We start from the raw sequence: 16294 nt of genomic DNA, 5'->3' as shown, positions 1-16294 counted from the left end.
CCTAGTCTCTATATAATAACTTCTTTAAAACTTCGCCGCTTTGTTCCCCGAAAAGAGGCGGTATGGCGTTGCCAATTTGAGTATACCGCGGTACATCCATCTTCCTCAATTTTCCACCAGTCGTGTACTTCCCTGTAAACTCGTACCAATCAGGGAATGACTGTATCCGGGCATATTCTCTTACCGTTAAAATCCGGGGCTCTTGGTAATGTATATAATCGTCGGGCAGCGTAGTCAAGGTTGGGGTAGGAAAATTCTTCCCAAGTGGAAAAATCGAATGTTTACTTATGTTTAACTGATCCTTTGTCGCCTGGTTAATTTTCTTATTCGAGGCATGGCTTGTTAAAAAATAGGTAAGCCTTTGTACAATTTTGTTACTGTGCCTTGCAAAACTGTGGCTATGGGGCACAAGATTAGTATTCCCTAGTCTTAGGTACTCCTGGTAGCGGGTTTGAGGCGTTTTATAAAGCCCACTCTTAAATCCTTTCCTATCAGGTGTTTGTGTCAAGCCATTTGATTTAAGTAAATCAGAGATGGCGTGGCCCAGCGTCGGGTTTTGCGGGAGGTTTCTTTCTTGGAAGAAAGCCACTTTATTCCTGCGCATTAATTGGTAAAATTGTTTTGCTTTAATGTTGGATTCTTGGGCAACATCTTTGCGTATTCCCACCAAGATAAACCTTGTGCGTTTTTGGGGTACCCCGAATTTTGAAAAGTCTAACATTTTACCTTCCACTTCGTAACCTAACCTATTAAGGATTTTTACAACATATTCAGAATAAACTTTCCCTTTAGATTTATTTTTCTCGAATTTCAACGTAAAACCTTTGACGTTTTCGAACAAAATCATTTTAGGTTTAACATACATGATGAACTTTAAGTACGACCTGATCAAGCCGTTCCTAACATCATCCTCGTTACGCATCCCTGCCGTAGAAAAACCTTGGCATGGTGGTCCACCCGCAACTAAGTCAACCTGGCCACGAAGGTTAATTAATTCTGCTTTGTGGCTATTTAAAACTGTGTCAATTTCATGGTTTGTAGGATCAAGCCATGCTGGCCAATCAAAATGATTTTTCTTGTCAATGAGGTTGTGTTTGAGCGTGCCAAAAGCATCTTTATTTTTTTCTATCGCAAACAATCCTTTCCAGCCAGCATTGTGTAAACCTAGCGACAGTCCACCACACCCGGCAAATAAATCGATGTAGTATTTAGAGTTTTGAGGCATATAGTATATAATACGGCTAAGTAACTAAATATACGGAATAATACAATTATTAAAAAATTTGCAATTCTCTGATAATGAGCACTCTAAACACTTTGGCTTCCTTGCTTGGCATATTATTGCGGCGAAATCCAGAATTGCCCAGCTAATTTCTTTAGAATTTTCGTGTTTTACAACCCGGTGTGCCAGGGTTTGCAAATAGTCGTCATACCTGATATCGGCTTTCTCGCGTGGCCCAAAATACCGTTCCAGTACCCTTGCCATATTGACATCGATTAAGGGTTTCTGGCGTTCGTGTATTAACAATTCTACGGCATTAGCAATATATTGGCCCATGAAGGGGATTTTATCTATTCGTTCTCTTTCCAATGGTATCTTGGAATTTAGAGCTAACATATGTTTCGCTAGTTGAATTAACCTCGTAGCCCGTTGGTTGTACAAACCTATTGGCCGCAAAAATGCAGACAGATTTTCTTGAGATGAATTTGCCAGGCTCTTCCAATCAGGGAACTCGGCTATGAACAGGCTGTAAAAGTTCGACGCTGTTTCGGCTTTTGTTCGTTGTAATAAAATTTCTGAAATGATAAGCTGATAACTAGTTAAGCCATCCAGTCGCCAAGGAAAGTCTCGCCTATTTTTCTTGAACCAAGCGAGTAGTAAATTTTGAAATTGGGTAATATTGAAATCACTAATTTCCATGAGTCATCTAACAAACCAAGTTGCAAATTGATTTGAACGCGACCGGTGCCGATACTTTGCTCGAATTAATAAAACAGTTCTCATGTTATCGTTAGATAAGATTCGTCAAATCGCTAATTTCGAAAGTTCCAGGTTGGGGATAAGTTGTTTCTTTGGTTAAGATTGGAAAATATTTTTCGCTTAATACCAGTTCGAAGGAAATATATTGTACATATTGCTCAGCGTGTGGAAATCCGATTGACTCCAATTTAGCCCCCGTTACAATTTTGTTTTTACCTGCGTTAAGGCCAAACAACTGGACCGCTGAATTTGAATCACTAATGATAGCCATACTTAAATGGAATAATCGAAAATCTATAATTCCACCTTCCACCAAAGGAATAATTAGTTTATTATGATGAAGCATCCAATGATATTGGGCTTCAGTTTCCGTAGTCAATCTAATAATAAAACAATCGTCGGGGTGAGTGTTTATAGCATTAAAGATTAACTCGGGTAAAGTTGTGTTGATAAGACCTGCCGTTTTTTTATAAGAGGTGGCAGTCATCAATTTTATTTTTTCTCTAATGGTCGCACGATTTCCAATATGAACAGCAACATTGTGCAAGAATATTCCAATCTCTGAAAGTCCTTGATCAGCACTTTCGGGTCTCAATGCAAAAGCGCCTATTCCCGGTAAAAGTTCATGAAAAGACCGCCATTTTTTGGATTGATCTCCAGGGTAAATAATGTAGGCACCTTCTGTTCGCCTAATGGCATCTCTATAAGAGTGCAGAGTTAGAAAATCGGTACGTTTGGCTTTCCTATCTTTTACTATCAAATCTTCCTTGGAAATATCCTCGGGCTCATCTGTTTCAAAATCATCTGCTATAAGGTCCGCCGGTGTATTGATTTTATATTTCGCGTCAAAATGAATATGACTGATAAGTTCCGCTTTCTCGCTCTCTAATTCGGTAAATTCGAAAGGCCATAGGCTCAAAGTATAATCAGGGCGCATCACTTGCGTCCATGATCCCGGCAAAGGATAATTATCTTCCTGATCCCCTGACAAAGATGAACGGTTATAAACCCGATTGTAACTAAATCTTACACCCAAACGTCGGCCGTTAACGACAGTATCCCCTCGTATTAAGAGGCTTCTACCCGCCTTTAGTTTCAACCCAAAACCGTCAGCAGTGAATTCAATTAGTTCTGAGATCATAGCGGTCGGAATATTAAATTGCGATTGTACTAAGTCGAGTAACTTAAAAAACACCCAATACTCGTATAATACTGCCACATCTTTTTTGCCGCCGCCATAAATATCCTCTCCTCCGTTCCACACCAAACGGGCCGCCGCATTGAATCTTAGCCATGCAATCAACACTTCTCGGTACCCACTTTTGTTTTGAAGCACTGGACTACCTAAATTTAAAACTTTAGGCGCGGATATTCGTCTAAAAAACTGATGTATAATAATTTCATCTATAGAAATCTTCAAGTTAATAATATCAGCAAGCAACCGTTTATCAGAAGGAGATAGTGAAGATTTTGCCTCCAAAATTTTTTGCATTTCTAAAAAAACCAAACTAAAACCTTCCAGGGCGTACTTGACGAATTGGTTTTCTGAAGTATCCGAAGTTTCGACATGCGTCTGAATATACAAATGTGAGGGCAAACTAGGCAATTTACTGTTTAAAGGATGTCCTGCCGGAATTTTAGTTCGAACTGATGCGGATCGAATCTGCCGCAAAACTAAACTGGAAGGACGAAATCCTTGAGCAGTTTCCCGTCGGTTTGATTCCGTGAACAATTGGATATGCGGATCGGCTAGTAACTGAATAATAGCGTAACGAAAATCTCTGGTCGTCAATAAATGTTTTAAAAATGAAAATCGTTGCGCCAAAATTGCCGAGGATTCTCTGGGATTAGGATGAAAAAGCCCTCTGGCCGGAGAACGTATCTGCATTAAAAGCTCTGCGCATTGATCTGTAATATCCTCTAACATAGTCCGGTAATGATGCCGATATTCTAATTTAGAAGAACGCACTTCAAGTGCAAGTTGTCCGATTATTTTTGATTCATCATCTTCAGCATTGATAACCAGCAAACCTATATTCGAACCAGATTCAATAGTTCCCGATAAGGGGTTAAATGCACTTTTTGTAATTATGCCTTCAATTATTTGTAAAACACAATTATCATTATCAATAATTTCATATTCGTATCGGCAATTTTCCAGCAACTGAAAGCGCTCTTCTCCCCATTCGGCCATCTCCTGCTCATCAGCTTCAGACAAGGCACTAATGTATTGTTTTGCAAATTGACCTAAGGGGCGGATTTTAACGGTGGCAACCTTGTTGCCTTGATCGTCGGAAATCTGTGCCCTTCCTTCAGTTATCTTAGTCGGCATGCGATTTAAGCTTCAGCAAAGCTGGTAAAACCATCCCTATTCAATCTCAACAACATCCGTATAATTTTTTCAAAACTCAGCGGAAGGTAAATATCATCAGGCAAATAAGTGCGGTTTCCTAATTCGTCATGCGCGGATGAAATGATTTCATTAAACGTTTTGTTCTTGGTATCGACAGCGCTCTTGGCCTGCGTAACAAAGTCCTGCTTACGTTTGCTTACTTCTGAACTGGATAAACCGTCTTCACGCCACATTCTTTTGTAAAAACATAAATAAGCCAGCCCGCGCAATAAAGGTTCTACCTTTCGCTGTGAGCCATGGATTTTAGGAAGCACTTTTTGAACTATTTGAGCGTCAAGTGCAGAAGCAAATAACCAATTCCCGTCAAGCCGCTTATAAAAACCGAGAAATTTAGAAATTTCTTTAGAGGTTCTAAAACCGAATTCTGCCCCATTTAAGGCTAACAAATCGTAAAAAAGCATCAGATCTTCAGCCAACAGCAACCGATCATCTTCGGGCAAATCAGGTGTATAATTGGCTTCTTTTATGAATAATTCAGCATACCCTCGTCCCTTACCCGTGATTCCTTCAAATGAGGGGGTAATTTTCCCCTCTAGAAAATCTTTCATCTGCAACGAAGAAACCCTGAATTCTATGACATTGGCACGGTCTAGCACCTTTGGCGAAAATTGATAGGTTGTTTCATCGACATTAATAGTTCCAATTATGAAAAGATTCGGTGGCAATATTAACCTGCCCGGGACACCATCAATATCTCTTAAATTATTATGCAGCGGGATAGGCTCGCCTGATTCAATAGCCGACAATATTGCAGCAAAATATCGCTCCACATGAGATAGGTTCATCTCATCGAGAATTAAAAAATACGGCAACGTTGAATCTGATGAATTGTAATTTTCACTCGCCCTAAGAATAAGTTGCAGAGATTCTCGACCAACATATCGATTGCTATCTAATGCATCAGCATAGCCGAAAATATCCTCCATGCCTGACCACGTTGCTTCAACAGGAACTACCGCATATCGCTTGCGTTCATTATCCTGCAAGGAAGTTTCAATTACCTGAAAAGCCGCAGCTTTTAATTGACTGGTATATCCGTGGATATAACTACTGTAAGCGGAGTTTTCCTGAGCCTTTCCCCGTATTGTTTCGCCGGATGTACTTCGATCATAATTGTTATTTTTAATCACATGTACCCATTCATAAATTAGAGGAATCGGCAAGGCGGTAACTTTACTACCGGTATCCTCGACATTCAAGACTGAAGCGTTTGCCGCACTCACATTATAATTTGCACGATCTGCTTTTAAAACACTACCCTTTTTGAAAATATCGGTAACCATGAAATCAGGACCATCAAGCCATGCAGCCAATAACTGCGCCAACTTGGTTTTACCTGACCCGGTCATCCCAGAGAGTATTACAAATCTCTTGGTAAATAGACTTGCTATATATCTCCTTAAAAAATCCTCTGTGATAGTAAATCCGGCAGCATTTAAAGCAGAGTTAATTTCCTTCAAGAGGTCTTGTACATTAGTATTCCCGGTGATTATTGGTACAGCTGAAGCTGATTTGGAAATCTCCAGGGGCAAATCATTAGATTTGGGCTTTAAATGATCGGCCCAAAGCTGCGTAGGGTTCCATTCGGCAGGATGATCTACAATAAACCTAACCCTCCTCTGCAAAACGTCATCGAGATCGGATCTCAAAGCTATCCCAACCGTTTTTGCACCAGATTTAACATACTCAAAAAGACCGGTTTGGGCAAAATTCTTATTAAAAAGGGCGTTCCAGTTATCTCGTGGTAAACCGTATGTAACATCAAGCTCTCCTAAAAAGCCGGGTTTATTTACCGGTGAAATCAGAGCGTTGCCACGACCAGCTAATATTTTTTGAAACCACTTATCAGGGCTAAGCGACCAATTGTTGTCATCGTTAAGAATTTCTGTTATTTCGTCATAATAAAGATATCGTTGTTCTTGCTCCAACGCTTCCAAATGAAGTAATAATCGAATGATGTTGCGAAAAAAAGCGAAAGATATATTTAACTTCCGAGCTTCTGAGTTCACCTCGGCTTGAGTACCAGAGGGTATTGAATAAAGCCATAAAGATCGTGTTGCCAGCCATCGCCAAGCATCTTCTTTATTTTGTGCGTAAAGCATGAGGAAATTATCTGCTAACGGCGATACATCGTAGACACCTTTACCATTTTTAATAAACAGCCCCATCGACGAAGCCAATGCTTGCACCTTATTACTCGTTGTTTTGTCATCGTAGGAACCCGCACGCACCAATTCAATTGTATGGGCTGCTTCATCCGCCGAACTAATAGTATCGGATTTAAAGGTGTTCCGATCAAAGGTGAATTTTTTAATTAATATTGACATAGTTGAGATTGTTCGATCATTGGAATTGCACTCTTTATCGCTTTCGCTATCGCAAAAGCCATCGGTGGTGGCACTGCATTTCCGATTTGTTGTCTGACTGATGCCTTTTTACCGGTAAAGTAAAACCAATCCGGAAACCCCTGTATTCTGGCAGCTTCTCTCGGGGTAATAGACCGCTGAAAAAACGGATGACCGTATTCACCTCTCGTAAAACTATCAAATCCACCAGTAATCGTTCGGGCAAAAGAAAACCAGTCCAAACGACCAAATACGTCCAGGTGACCACCATATATTTTGTGACAATCCAATTGTAAGTATTCAGGAATGGACAAGCGCCCTTTTCCCATATCTACAAATGCTATTCGTTGTTTATTAAGCACTCCCTCATGACTCGCTTCATGATTTAACATTTCTTCATCCTGGAAACCAAAATCAGGAAGCGATGATAAACTTTCGCCCAGACTTGTCCAACGGGCACCGGACAATGGCACGGGTCCATGATATTGTTTGGCATATTCGGCAGGGATCGAGACGATTATTATCCTTTTCCTTAATTGCGGAACAGCAAAATCAGCAGAATTCAAATCGTGCCTAAACGTTTTATATCCAGACTTTTCTAATTTGTTAATATAGGCTATAAGTATTTTCTTGCCTCGCGGAGAGTCAAGATAAGTCACATTCTCTAACACCACCGCTACCGGTTTTTTTTCAAGTTTCTCAATCAAATTAGCATAACTAATTACCAAGTTATTTCTGACGTCATTATTTTCTCCCCTCCGTTGTTGAGAAAAACCTTGGCAAGGAGGACCACCGATAATGATAAAATCTGAGCCCTCCGTAGCCTCTTCTATTTTCGACGGCAAATCAAAGTCTTCAACGCTTGCCACAATCGCATTGCCGGGGATGTTTGCTCTGTAAGTATTAATTGCATCAGCATTTGTATCGAAAGCTAGTGCCGTTTCGAACCCAGCAGATTCAAAACCAAGAGATAATCCACCAGAGCCACTAAAACAATCTATCACTTTAAGTTTTCTTGGCTGTTCTATATCGTACTTATTAGATTTTGCGGAAAATGGTAAAGAAAATCGTGTCCCCGGTTTGAAGTAATCCAGTACCTGCCAGGCTAGGAAACGTGAAAATAAAGGTGGTACAGCTTCTCCTATTTGGCGGTATTGACTGATCAGAGATCCTTTAAATCGATAACTTTGTGGAAAACCCTGCAAAATTGCGGCTTCCCGAATACTAATATTTCTATGTTGTTCTGGATGTAGAAATCTCCCACAAGAGGGTGTGCTACTTTTGGCTGTAATAGTAACGCTTGGGGTGTCCCAACGTAACCTACCGTAAACATCAGTGAAACCTGGTGTCTTACCGTTGTCAACATTGACATGGCAATCTAACTGATCCTCTGTTGCAAGTGATTTCCTACCTCCGCCGTCTGGTGGTGTTTTGCGAATTCTCTCCAAAATTCGTTCTGTATGACCTGGAGCACGATGATATGCATCACAGACATCAGTTTCACCTGCAGCCAATGGTGCCAAATGAGATATAGCATCCCTTACCGTAGGAGCGTTTGTAGTAGTAAAAACAGGCTTAGGTAGGTCAATTTTTTGTTTGAGGGAGGCAAGTACTACTGCTCTTTTTCTACGTTGTGGTACGCCGAACTGACTTAAATCCAATACATCCGAAGTTAAATGATAATGATTATCCTTCAGAATCACTGCTGCCTCATCCCAATAAAAGCTATATTTACCTTTGATGATTTCCGGCACGTTCTCCATAACTACGACGTCAGGCTTGTAATAGGCGCATATTTTTGAGAAAGCTACCATCAGATTATTTCGAACATCATCTCTTTCATCCTTTTTTCGATGCGCACTAAATCCTTGACATGGCGCACATCCAATAAATACCAGTGGGCGACATTTTTTCTCATCAAAATTAGGCACTAATTGTGCCAGCAACTCAGGATCATCAGCTATCTTCCTGATATCCTGTTTAATGCCGGGAACGCCAACATTCTCTTGATAAGTTTCTAATGCCGGCTCTTCAATATCTATGCCTGCCAGCACTTTAAATGCCATATGACTTTGACGTGTATTTGCAAATCCCCAACTCATACCTCCGCAACCGCTGAAAAAGTCCACAACGTAAACTATTTCAGGATCGGGCATTTTTTTTTTATAGGACTCTAAGGGTGAAAATCTAGTAACTTCTTTATTATCTGACATCTATAAAAATCCTAATTCTTTACTTATTTTTTAATATAAAAATATAAAGCTACGTCAATTTTAAACAAGCTTTTCATATAGTTTTGTCAGATTTAATGTCTACCGCAATTTTATCAAGGTTTTTTTTTAACATTAGGCCTTTTAATTCACATTCCCAAACAGTAATGGTTTTCCAACCTACCTCAGAAAGCTTTTTGATGACGTTAGCATCGCGGGTTTTATTCAAATTTATTTTTTTAAGCCACCATTCAGTTCGAGTTTTTGGGACACCACCTTTTTTACAATTATCATGTCCATGCCAAAAACAACCATTAATAAAAATAGCGGTTTTATACATTGGCAAAACTAAATCTGGTTTTCCTGGAAGTTTTTTATCATGAAGGCGATAACGAAATCCTTTGGAAAAAAGGTATTTTCTCACAAGCATTTCCGGTTTGGTATCCTTACATTGGATACGCGACATATTGAAACTTCGGGTTTCTTTGGAGTGAACGTCGGCCATTGAAAAGATTACAGCAACGACGGTGCCATTATTCTATCAGTGCTTGTGATGGCGGCGGAATATATTTATCGAGACCGGTCTCCTTTAAAAATATTTCCATGGAAATGTCGTAAATGTTAGTGCCGGCGGCTTCGCATGTTTCAAAGCTCTGATCGTTCAACCGGTTTCTTATCTTCGATTCCACCCAAGTATAAGACGGCCCGCCGGTTTTTGTATTAACATAGTTTTCAAAATCATCATCAGGATGATAATTCAATCCTTCAGCGATCAGCTGAAGGATAAATTCTTTTACATCATCCAGTGTCCTTAATTCAGTTATCATAACTGCATTTTAACTTATTAATCTGTTTTCTTTGATATGACGATGCATTATTTCAAGACCTTCTTCTATCGACATAATGTTTCCCATCTCCTTGAGTGACTGTTCATCACCATAAATGCCGTTGGGGTCATTCCAAATTAGCCACTCAGTTATTTCTTCTCTGGTTAAAGAATTCAGGAGTATTATTAATTCGGCATCATCCATTGTCAGAACTGACGGATAATCATAATCATACTTTTTCCAAAAACTCATACAAGATATTTTTAAGGTACAATTAGTTATTCCAGGACCGAATATATGATTCGAGATCATCGCCTATAACTACCAATTGATCTTTCCTAACTCTTAATCTTTCGGCTTTATCAGGATTTTTTATATTGCGTTGAAGCTCTTTAAGTCCAACTACCAGGATTTCATCATCATTGTCAAAGTCAATCGGATCTTCTGAAACTATAAAAACCTCATCTTCTTCCATATCAGGAATGTCAGACTTAATTTTACAAATTTGTCCGGAATGCGTGGGTATCAATGATAAGTTCATATACAAATCTAATCAAAAGGTAAATGTCATTTTAAGTTATTTTATCATCGTCCAATTTTTATGGCCTGAACACAACTTGGCACATTCAAAAACTTGTGTTAGTTTTTATTATAATAAAAACTAACACAACAAAAGTGCACTCGCACGTTTCAAGAATCGCATTCTTGTATTAGTTTTAATCACACTATAAAACTAACACAACAATGCGGATAAAATACAACCGAGTAAGCACTATTGGTCAGACCGGCAATAGGTTTAATAATGATACTGGCAAATATGATCTTACCCTACTTGATAAAGTTTCGGGTAACATATCATTCCGGGAAAGACCTCAAGGTTCAAAGTTGATGCAACTTATTGAAGAAGGCAAAGTAACAGAGGTGATTGTCGAAGAGTTTTCACGATTAGGCCGCAATACAGGCGATGTAATAAATACATTAGACTGGTTGGATACACAAGGCATTAATGTAACTGTAAGAAACGTAGGGCTACAATCACGGCCAAATGGCATCAAAAACCCAATTTGGAAGATGATATCGTCGGTAATGTCCTCGCTATATGAGATGGAACTAGACAACATAAAGGAACGCACTGCTGTCGGTCGTATGGTGTATGTTCAACAAGGAGGAAGATTAGGCAGACCTCAGGGGGCGCATGAAAGCGAAAAGGAATTTTTGGAAAAAAACACCTCCAAAATAATATTGAAATACCTACAAAAAAACTTGACTATCAGAGAAATTGCGAAAGTTGTTGGAGTATCATCCACTACTGTAATGAAGGTGAAACATACATTTCCGTTTTAAACTAAATCCCAAAAGCGACATGAATACGGGCTGTCGTTAGGCCAATCCAAAAATTTTGCAATAGGCCGGGTTAAAATAGATGACTGGATTTGCATTGGTCAATTCTAATAGCGTTTGGCTGGGTATCACGTCTGTTGCAAATAACTCCTGCAATCGCTCAAACTGGAACAGGTAGCTGGGATCAAATACCAGTTGCGTAAGGGCAACAGGATTATCAGCACATATATCCCGGTACTCTGGTCGCAAAATATCTAATATATTTTCCCGTGCAGCTTGTAGAATATGATAGCCGTTTACATAGGCATGAGTATTACTCCCGTCATCGGCCGTCATAACAATGTACACTGTCCGCCCAAATATCCAATCGTGAGCAGATTCCATCATCCGGTCCTTGCTATAAAAATTGTATAACAAGATGAAATTTGCCAGAGACATAGCGATCTGGTCATCCGTGTAAGGCAGGTTCCGCATACCATGCCAAATCAAATCACAACCAGTTTGAATTGCTGTCTGCATTTTCTTATTGAATGGTCGCTGAATCCGTTGTAACATAAGACGACCCGTATGACTTCTGCATTTCTGATGTTTTTGTAAAACGTTTAGAATCGTTGATGATAAATCCTCCTGAAAATCATTACTGACCAACTGATATGGTATAGTCACTTCGATCGAGTGATCATGGCTTATTGCATCCCAGCGCTCCTGGTAAGGCTTCAGCCACGACCTGAGTTTGCGACCGCGCCATGAGTTATGTGGTCTAGCATTTGGCAAAGTATAATTGCCTATTTCATTCTCTGGCAGTACGCTGGTGCGTTCTTCGCCTATCCATTTCATTATACGCTCCATATTCCTGCTCCGGCGTTCCGCAGTAAGAAAATGGTCAATGTTAGTTTCAATTATACTCTTTTGAAGTGGATAGATGTATTCTTTCCTGATAGCTTCAAAAGGCTGGTCGTAAGGAAAAAGGATGCGGTCGAAAGGATAATAATGTTCAATGCCTGAAAACGGCGTATATAGAAAGTGCCCTTTTTGAGCTTGCAGGCGCCACAGATCATGGACATCAATGCTTACAAATTCCGGCTGGTGCCCATTCACATAATATTTATCAAGCAGTGGTTTGGTAAATAGCATCGTTTCTTCAAAATCCTTTCGCTTCGCGCAAATGATGCAAGCATATTGACCGATTTTATTTGCCTTGGAGTGCGTGGCGAACCATGCGGCGATTATTGGGTCTTCCGTAAAGTCAATAAAATTTGTCGCTACACCGTAGTGTTGCGCGATAGCGATAAACTGGTCCTGATTCTTGCAATAATCTTTCAGAACAGGGTTTAATTGCATAAACCCAAATAAAAGATCGCTTCGCTTTAAATGTTTATTGTATCCTCTTTGACCCTTAACTCGGTGAATACTGGATACGAGTTTCCAATTACTACCCTGTCCCCTGAATAGATCATATTTGCCTTCCTCTTTCCATTTTCGTGCAAGGGCGACTGCGACAGCACAGGAATTAACAATGGTTGTGTAGTTCTCGACAGGTGGTATGGTCTCTATTAGTGTTTTTTCCAAAGTGCTTTAATTCGCTTTTTAAGATAGACGAAAGTTCTGTCATTTACTAAAAACGAACAGCAAAACGTCGTTTTACTGCCGGGCTCTATAAATGCATAAACGACTATTTCATTTTCACCAAGGAATTTTTAAACAGCCTAATCAAAATTGACCCAAACCTCTTTATACTTGTTTAGTCCCTCGATTTTCTTCCTTGAACTTTTTAACAAGATCGACGAAGTGAAAAATATCTGTACTTATTGTATTCCCTTCCAGAGAGCCGATAACATAATATTCAGGATTATTTTTCCCTTCAACTTCTTTTTTTACGACTGGCTTATTACGGCAATAATCATTAAACTTTTCGCGGCTTACTCCGCTGAATCTACCACTATGTAGTAAATATATAGTTCCATTTTCATCACTTCCAAATTGACTTGAAAAACCGAGCGTGTGATCAAGGTCTGAAAAATTGAGTTCACAATCTCCTATTACATAAGAACCCTTTTTAGGTATAACTAAACCAAATGGATTAAAATATTTATTTTCATCGTCAAGCTTCACACTTCCCCACCAAAGGTCCTTGTCAGTTAGAAAAATATCTATTGGGATTTCTTTATTGTTTTGGCTACGGTAAATAACTTCGTATAGATCTTTACTGACGATTGATAATTTTATTTTCAAGATATCAATAAGGTCTTTTATTTGTTTTGCGTCTTTTACTATAGTTAACATGAAATTATATAGATGTGGGGATAGTCCTAAGTATAGGTTGATAAACAAACATTATATCATGTGAGCTGGGTGTAAAAACTTGCGCTTGAATTTATAAAATAATAATTAGCCACTTTAAGCTCATTAGTCGAATTTAATCAAATCCTTCACTGAAAAACTCTTTTATAGTTATATCTAAGGCCTTAATAACTTTTAAAAGACTAGTATATCTTAAATCCTCCCCTCGTTCGTATCTGCCAAATTGAGCACGTGGTATTTCATGTTTGTAGGCGAAATATTCGTAATTAGTAAACCCGGCCTTTACGCGCAGATTTTTAATCCTGTTTCCCAGCTTCTTTAATTCTTCCTGATTATAGGATACCTTATCTTCTTTACCATCTTCTGCCATACAGTAAAATAAGCCAATACCCATCTTTTATATTACCACTAATAAATTCATACTTATTAATAGTATTTATATATTTACTGTGTTAATTTTACTTAATCAAACTCAACACAATGAAAAAAATTCTATTATCCACAGTTGTACTCACTGCTTTTTCGCTATCAATTATTTTATTTGAAATCAGCTGTAAAAAATCTGCCGACGCAGCAACAACTACATCAACTTCGATTACACAACAAAACAAAATTATTTACACTAAAAACTTACCGTTAAGCGGTTCATCGGGTACCTATTATTGCGAAATATGGGTAGCTAACTATGATGGAAGTAACCCGCAAAAAATCAGTATTAGTCTGCCTTCGGGGCTATTTGTTTCCTATACAACCTTTGTTAAACTTTCACCCGATCAAAAAACTATATTCTTTAATGTTGATGATACTAAACATGATACAAACGGAACCGGCTTTTATTCAAGCAACATTGATGGTAGTAATGCAAAATTAATTATCGCTAATAGTGGGAATGGCGGCACATTGGAAGTAGCATATTAATTAAAAGTTTATGGAACAACAACCTATACTTTGCCCTATTTGCAAATCTCAATCTTTATCTGCTAATCGGGAAACCTTCAATCAAAAACGTGCAGTGATTGGTAACCTTGCTTTTGGAACACAAGGTTTATTATATGGTCATACTGGCTCGAAAAATGTAATTATTACGTGTCTTTCATGTGGTTATGAATTCAAGCCAGGTGAGGGTGCTACTGAGGATGATTTTGAAGAAAAAAATAGCGTAGCCAATCAGAAAATTGCTGATATCGAAACGTCAAAGCAAAATAAAAGACTGGTGGCGTTTTTGGTACTTATAGCAATGATTTTCGTAATTATTTGGCTTTTTAGCTTGATCAATTAAGCCATGAAACTAAATAAAATCTCTCTGGGCTTTCTAATCTGTATGTTAATCGCCTGCAAAAGCCCTACAGAACAAAACTTTGTTAAGGACTGGGTTTGTGTGGCTCAGTCCCCCAACCCACATGTAACTTATCCATACCTCGGAAAAACATATAAGGTGCTTTATTCTAAAGTCGGCGACTATAAAGTATTTATTTTTACTGGTGATGGTTTAAGTATTCAGTGCATATCCGAAAATGACACTACGTTGGCGGACCGTTTTGAAAATCCTTCAGATATAAAGTTTCGGCTATTGAAGGGCCAGCAGCAACTAATTATGGAAGAATATGGAAGACCTAACGGGTTAGTGTGGGAGGCTGTTAAATAATCTCTATTAAGGCGATTCCTGCTGTGTAAGCTTATTTTTTACAGGAGTAATAAAAAATATTGCCTTAATGTAAACTATAGCTTATACGGTAGGATTTCCAGTATAAAAGCAATATAACATAATTATAGTATCTACTCTCTGCCGGGTTCAATTTAACTCTTCTAAATAAGCCATCTCATTATTATATATACCTTGTATCTTGTTATCTAATTCTCTTTGCAAAATCGGGCTAAGTGGTGCTAACTTAGGTAGGGAATAAAGATATTCGTTAATCCTATACCGCACCTTTTTGTTGATCTTAATTTGATTGATGCTTTCACTTAACACTTCAACACCATTTAGGGATTTGATGCCCTCGTTTATTAATGATTGTTTAAAATCTGTTAAGGAATTATATTTAAGTTGGGTTGGTTGAGGGTTAGTAAGTTTAAGCACAGATTGATAGCCATTGTACCAGTATTCAATTAAATTTTTATAAACTTCAGAGGTATAGAAATTTTTAAATTTCAAATCGGAAGTATCTATAATATCGAGTAAATTTTTAGTGCATCGCCTTTCGTATTTTAAAATAAAATCAGCTTTATAGATTTTGTAACTTAAAGTATCCTTAATTCGCATATCCGCCACTTTGTTATAAAAATTCAGTGTATCGTTGCCTTTCTCATATCGCTTAGTTTCATTTTTCAGGTTCGACGCTTTGTACCCCGATGGAGCAACCAATAAATCTAAATACATATTTACTGGATTACTTAAATTTATTGATGTTGCCACATCAATTCTACTTACAATGGCATCATCAAAAGGTATTTCAAATAATGTTTCAAATTGCATTAAAGCATCTTGTATTTGCGTGTAGTTTAAGTTTTGCACATTGTTACCATAGTAAAGCTTGGTCAAGCTTCCATTAGCTCTTAAATGTTTTTTTGATAAGCTAAATGCGTAATTTTCATAATTAGCAACTATAGCTGAACCATTGAGATATCGTTTGTCAACCTTAAACGCCAACTTAGTATCAAAAATGTGCCTTATATGGTCGTAGTCAAAGAAGGTATGAGGCAATGTAAAATTAAATGTGTCGTACATATTATGTCGTTTTTAAGGTTCCTCTAAGAGGTACTTTTTTATATTATTATAGTAAATAGCTAATAAGGCGCGTTTATACAGGGGTTAAGAAACAGTTTACCGACTATATCAAATGCGCCTTGATAGTGGTAAAGTAGATGAGGAATAA

17 protein-coding genes are annotated in these 16294 nt (G+C 38.3%); 4 read left to right on the top strand and 13 right to left on the bottom strand.

The genetic code is table 11. The features are described from left to right. Position 1 precedes the first annotated feature (1 nt). The 9 genes from JWQ34_RS10580 to JWQ34_RS10540 all read right to left on the bottom strand — a co-directional run bounded on the left by JWQ34_RS10580 (position 2) and on the right by JWQ34_RS10540 (position 10251). Positions 2–1225 carry a DNA cytosine methyltransferase gene (locus tag JWQ34_RS10580; protein ID WP_299357223.1) on the bottom strand — a complete coding sequence of 408 codons (1224 nt, stop codon included), beginning with the start codon at positions 1223–1225 and terminating at the stop codon, positions 2–4. Positions 1226–1249: 24 nt separating this feature from the next. Continuing rightward, a complete protein-coding gene (locus JWQ34_RS10575; protein ID WP_299357222.1) occupies positions 1250–1921 on the bottom strand; it encodes a hypothetical protein in 672 nt (223 codons plus the stop codon). A gap of 91 nt (positions 1922–2012) precedes the next feature. Beyond that, on the bottom strand, positions 2013–4313 hold the full coding sequence (locus JWQ34_RS10570; protein WP_299357221.1) for a DUF2357 domain-containing protein: 2301 nt from the start codon (positions 4311–4313) through the stop codon (positions 2013–2015). Between the two features lie 5 nt (positions 4314–4318). Beyond that, a complete protein-coding gene (locus tag JWQ34_RS10565; protein ID WP_299357220.1) occupies positions 4319–6721 on the bottom strand; it encodes a hypothetical protein in 2403 nt (800 codons plus the stop codon). Continuing rightward, positions 6709–8952 (bottom strand): DNA cytosine methyltransferase, encoded by a 2244-nt coding sequence (locus JWQ34_RS10560; RefSeq protein ID WP_299357219.1) that lies wholly within the window; start codon positions 8950–8952, stop codon positions 6709–6711. Before JWQ34_RS10560 ends, JWQ34_RS10565 begins: the two co-directional genes overlap by 13 nt. A gap of 73 nt (positions 8953–9025) precedes the next feature. Continuing rightward, positions 9026–9454: a DNA mismatch endonuclease Vsr gene (locus JWQ34_RS10555; protein ID WP_299357218.1), complete on the bottom strand. Its 429-nt coding sequence runs from the start codon at positions 9452–9454 to the stop codon at positions 9026–9028. Between the two features lie 28 nt (positions 9455–9482). Then, positions 9483–9776 carry a hypothetical protein gene (locus tag JWQ34_RS10550; protein WP_299357217.1) on the bottom strand — a complete coding sequence of 98 codons (294 nt, stop codon included), beginning with the start codon at positions 9774–9776 and terminating at the stop codon, positions 9483–9485. A 9-nt stretch (positions 9777–9785) separates the two neighbouring features. Further along, on the bottom strand, positions 9786–10028 hold the full coding sequence (locus JWQ34_RS10545) for a hypothetical protein (protein WP_299357216.1): 243 nt from the start codon (positions 10026–10028) through the stop codon (positions 9786–9788). Between the two features lie 22 nt (positions 10029–10050). Further along, on the bottom strand, positions 10051–10251 hold the full coding sequence (locus tag JWQ34_RS10540) for a hypothetical protein (RefSeq protein WP_299357215.1): 201 nt from the start codon (positions 10249–10251) through the stop codon (positions 10051–10053). A 269-nt stretch (positions 10252–10520) separates the two neighbouring features. On the opposite strand from JWQ34_RS10540, the gene JWQ34_RS10535 reads away from it, so the two are divergent. Continuing rightward, complete coding sequence (locus tag JWQ34_RS10535; protein ID WP_299357214.1) at positions 10521–11120, top strand: recombinase family protein; 600 nt, start codon at positions 10521–10523, stop codon at positions 11118–11120. Between the two features lie 36 nt (positions 11121–11156). Here JWQ34_RS10535 and JWQ34_RS10530 read toward each other — a convergent pair whose 3' ends face one another. The 3 genes from JWQ34_RS10530 to JWQ34_RS10520 form a co-directional block, all read right to left on the bottom strand. Continuing rightward, positions 11157–12686, bottom strand: coding sequence for an FRG domain-containing protein (locus JWQ34_RS10530; protein ID WP_299357213.1), 1530 nt, complete (start codon positions 12684–12686; stop codon positions 11157–11159). A 162-nt stretch (positions 12687–12848) separates the two neighbouring features. Further along, entirely contained in the window at positions 12849–13400 is a 552-nt protein-coding gene (locus JWQ34_RS10525) for a hypothetical protein (protein ID WP_299357212.1), read from the bottom strand. A gap of 133 nt (positions 13401–13533) precedes the next feature. Then, positions 13534–13788: an XRE family transcriptional regulator gene (locus tag JWQ34_RS10520; RefSeq protein WP_299357211.1), complete on the bottom strand. Its 255-nt coding sequence runs from the start codon at positions 13786–13788 to the stop codon at positions 13534–13536. A gap of 110 nt (positions 13789–13898) precedes the next feature. Between JWQ34_RS10520 and JWQ34_RS10515 the strand changes: the two genes are divergently transcribed. Genes JWQ34_RS10515 through JWQ34_RS10505 form a run of 3 tightly spaced genes read left to right on the top strand, consistent with a single transcriptional unit; the run spans position 13899 to position 15063 of the window. Continuing rightward, entirely contained in the window at positions 13899–14336 is a 438-nt protein-coding gene (locus tag JWQ34_RS10515) for a hypothetical protein (protein WP_299357210.1), read from the top strand. Positions 14337–14346: 10 nt separating this feature from the next. Further along, entirely contained in the window at positions 14347–14697 is a 351-nt protein-coding gene (locus JWQ34_RS10510; RefSeq protein WP_299357209.1) for a hypothetical protein, read from the top strand. Between the two features lie 3 nt (positions 14698–14700). Then, on the top strand, positions 14701–15063 hold the full coding sequence (locus JWQ34_RS10505) for a hypothetical protein (RefSeq protein WP_299357207.1): 363 nt from the start codon (positions 14701–14703) through the stop codon (positions 15061–15063). 147 nt (positions 15064–15210) lie between these two features. Here the strand turns inward: JWQ34_RS10505 and JWQ34_RS10500 are convergent, their stop codons facing one another. Further along, positions 15211–16146, bottom strand: a complete 936-nt coding sequence (locus tag JWQ34_RS10500; protein WP_299357206.1) for a phage/plasmid replication protein — start codon at positions 16144–16146, stop codon at positions 15211–15213. Between the last annotated feature and the right edge of the window lie 148 nt (positions 16147–16294).

Source organism: Mucilaginibacter sp., from assembly GCF_028288185.1.
Lineage (GTDB): Bacteria > Bacteroidota > Bacteroidia > Sphingobacteriales > Sphingobacteriaceae > Mucilaginibacter.
The sequence above is the reverse complement of the archived record's forward strand: the minus strand, read 5'-3'. Positions and strand labels throughout refer to the sequence as shown.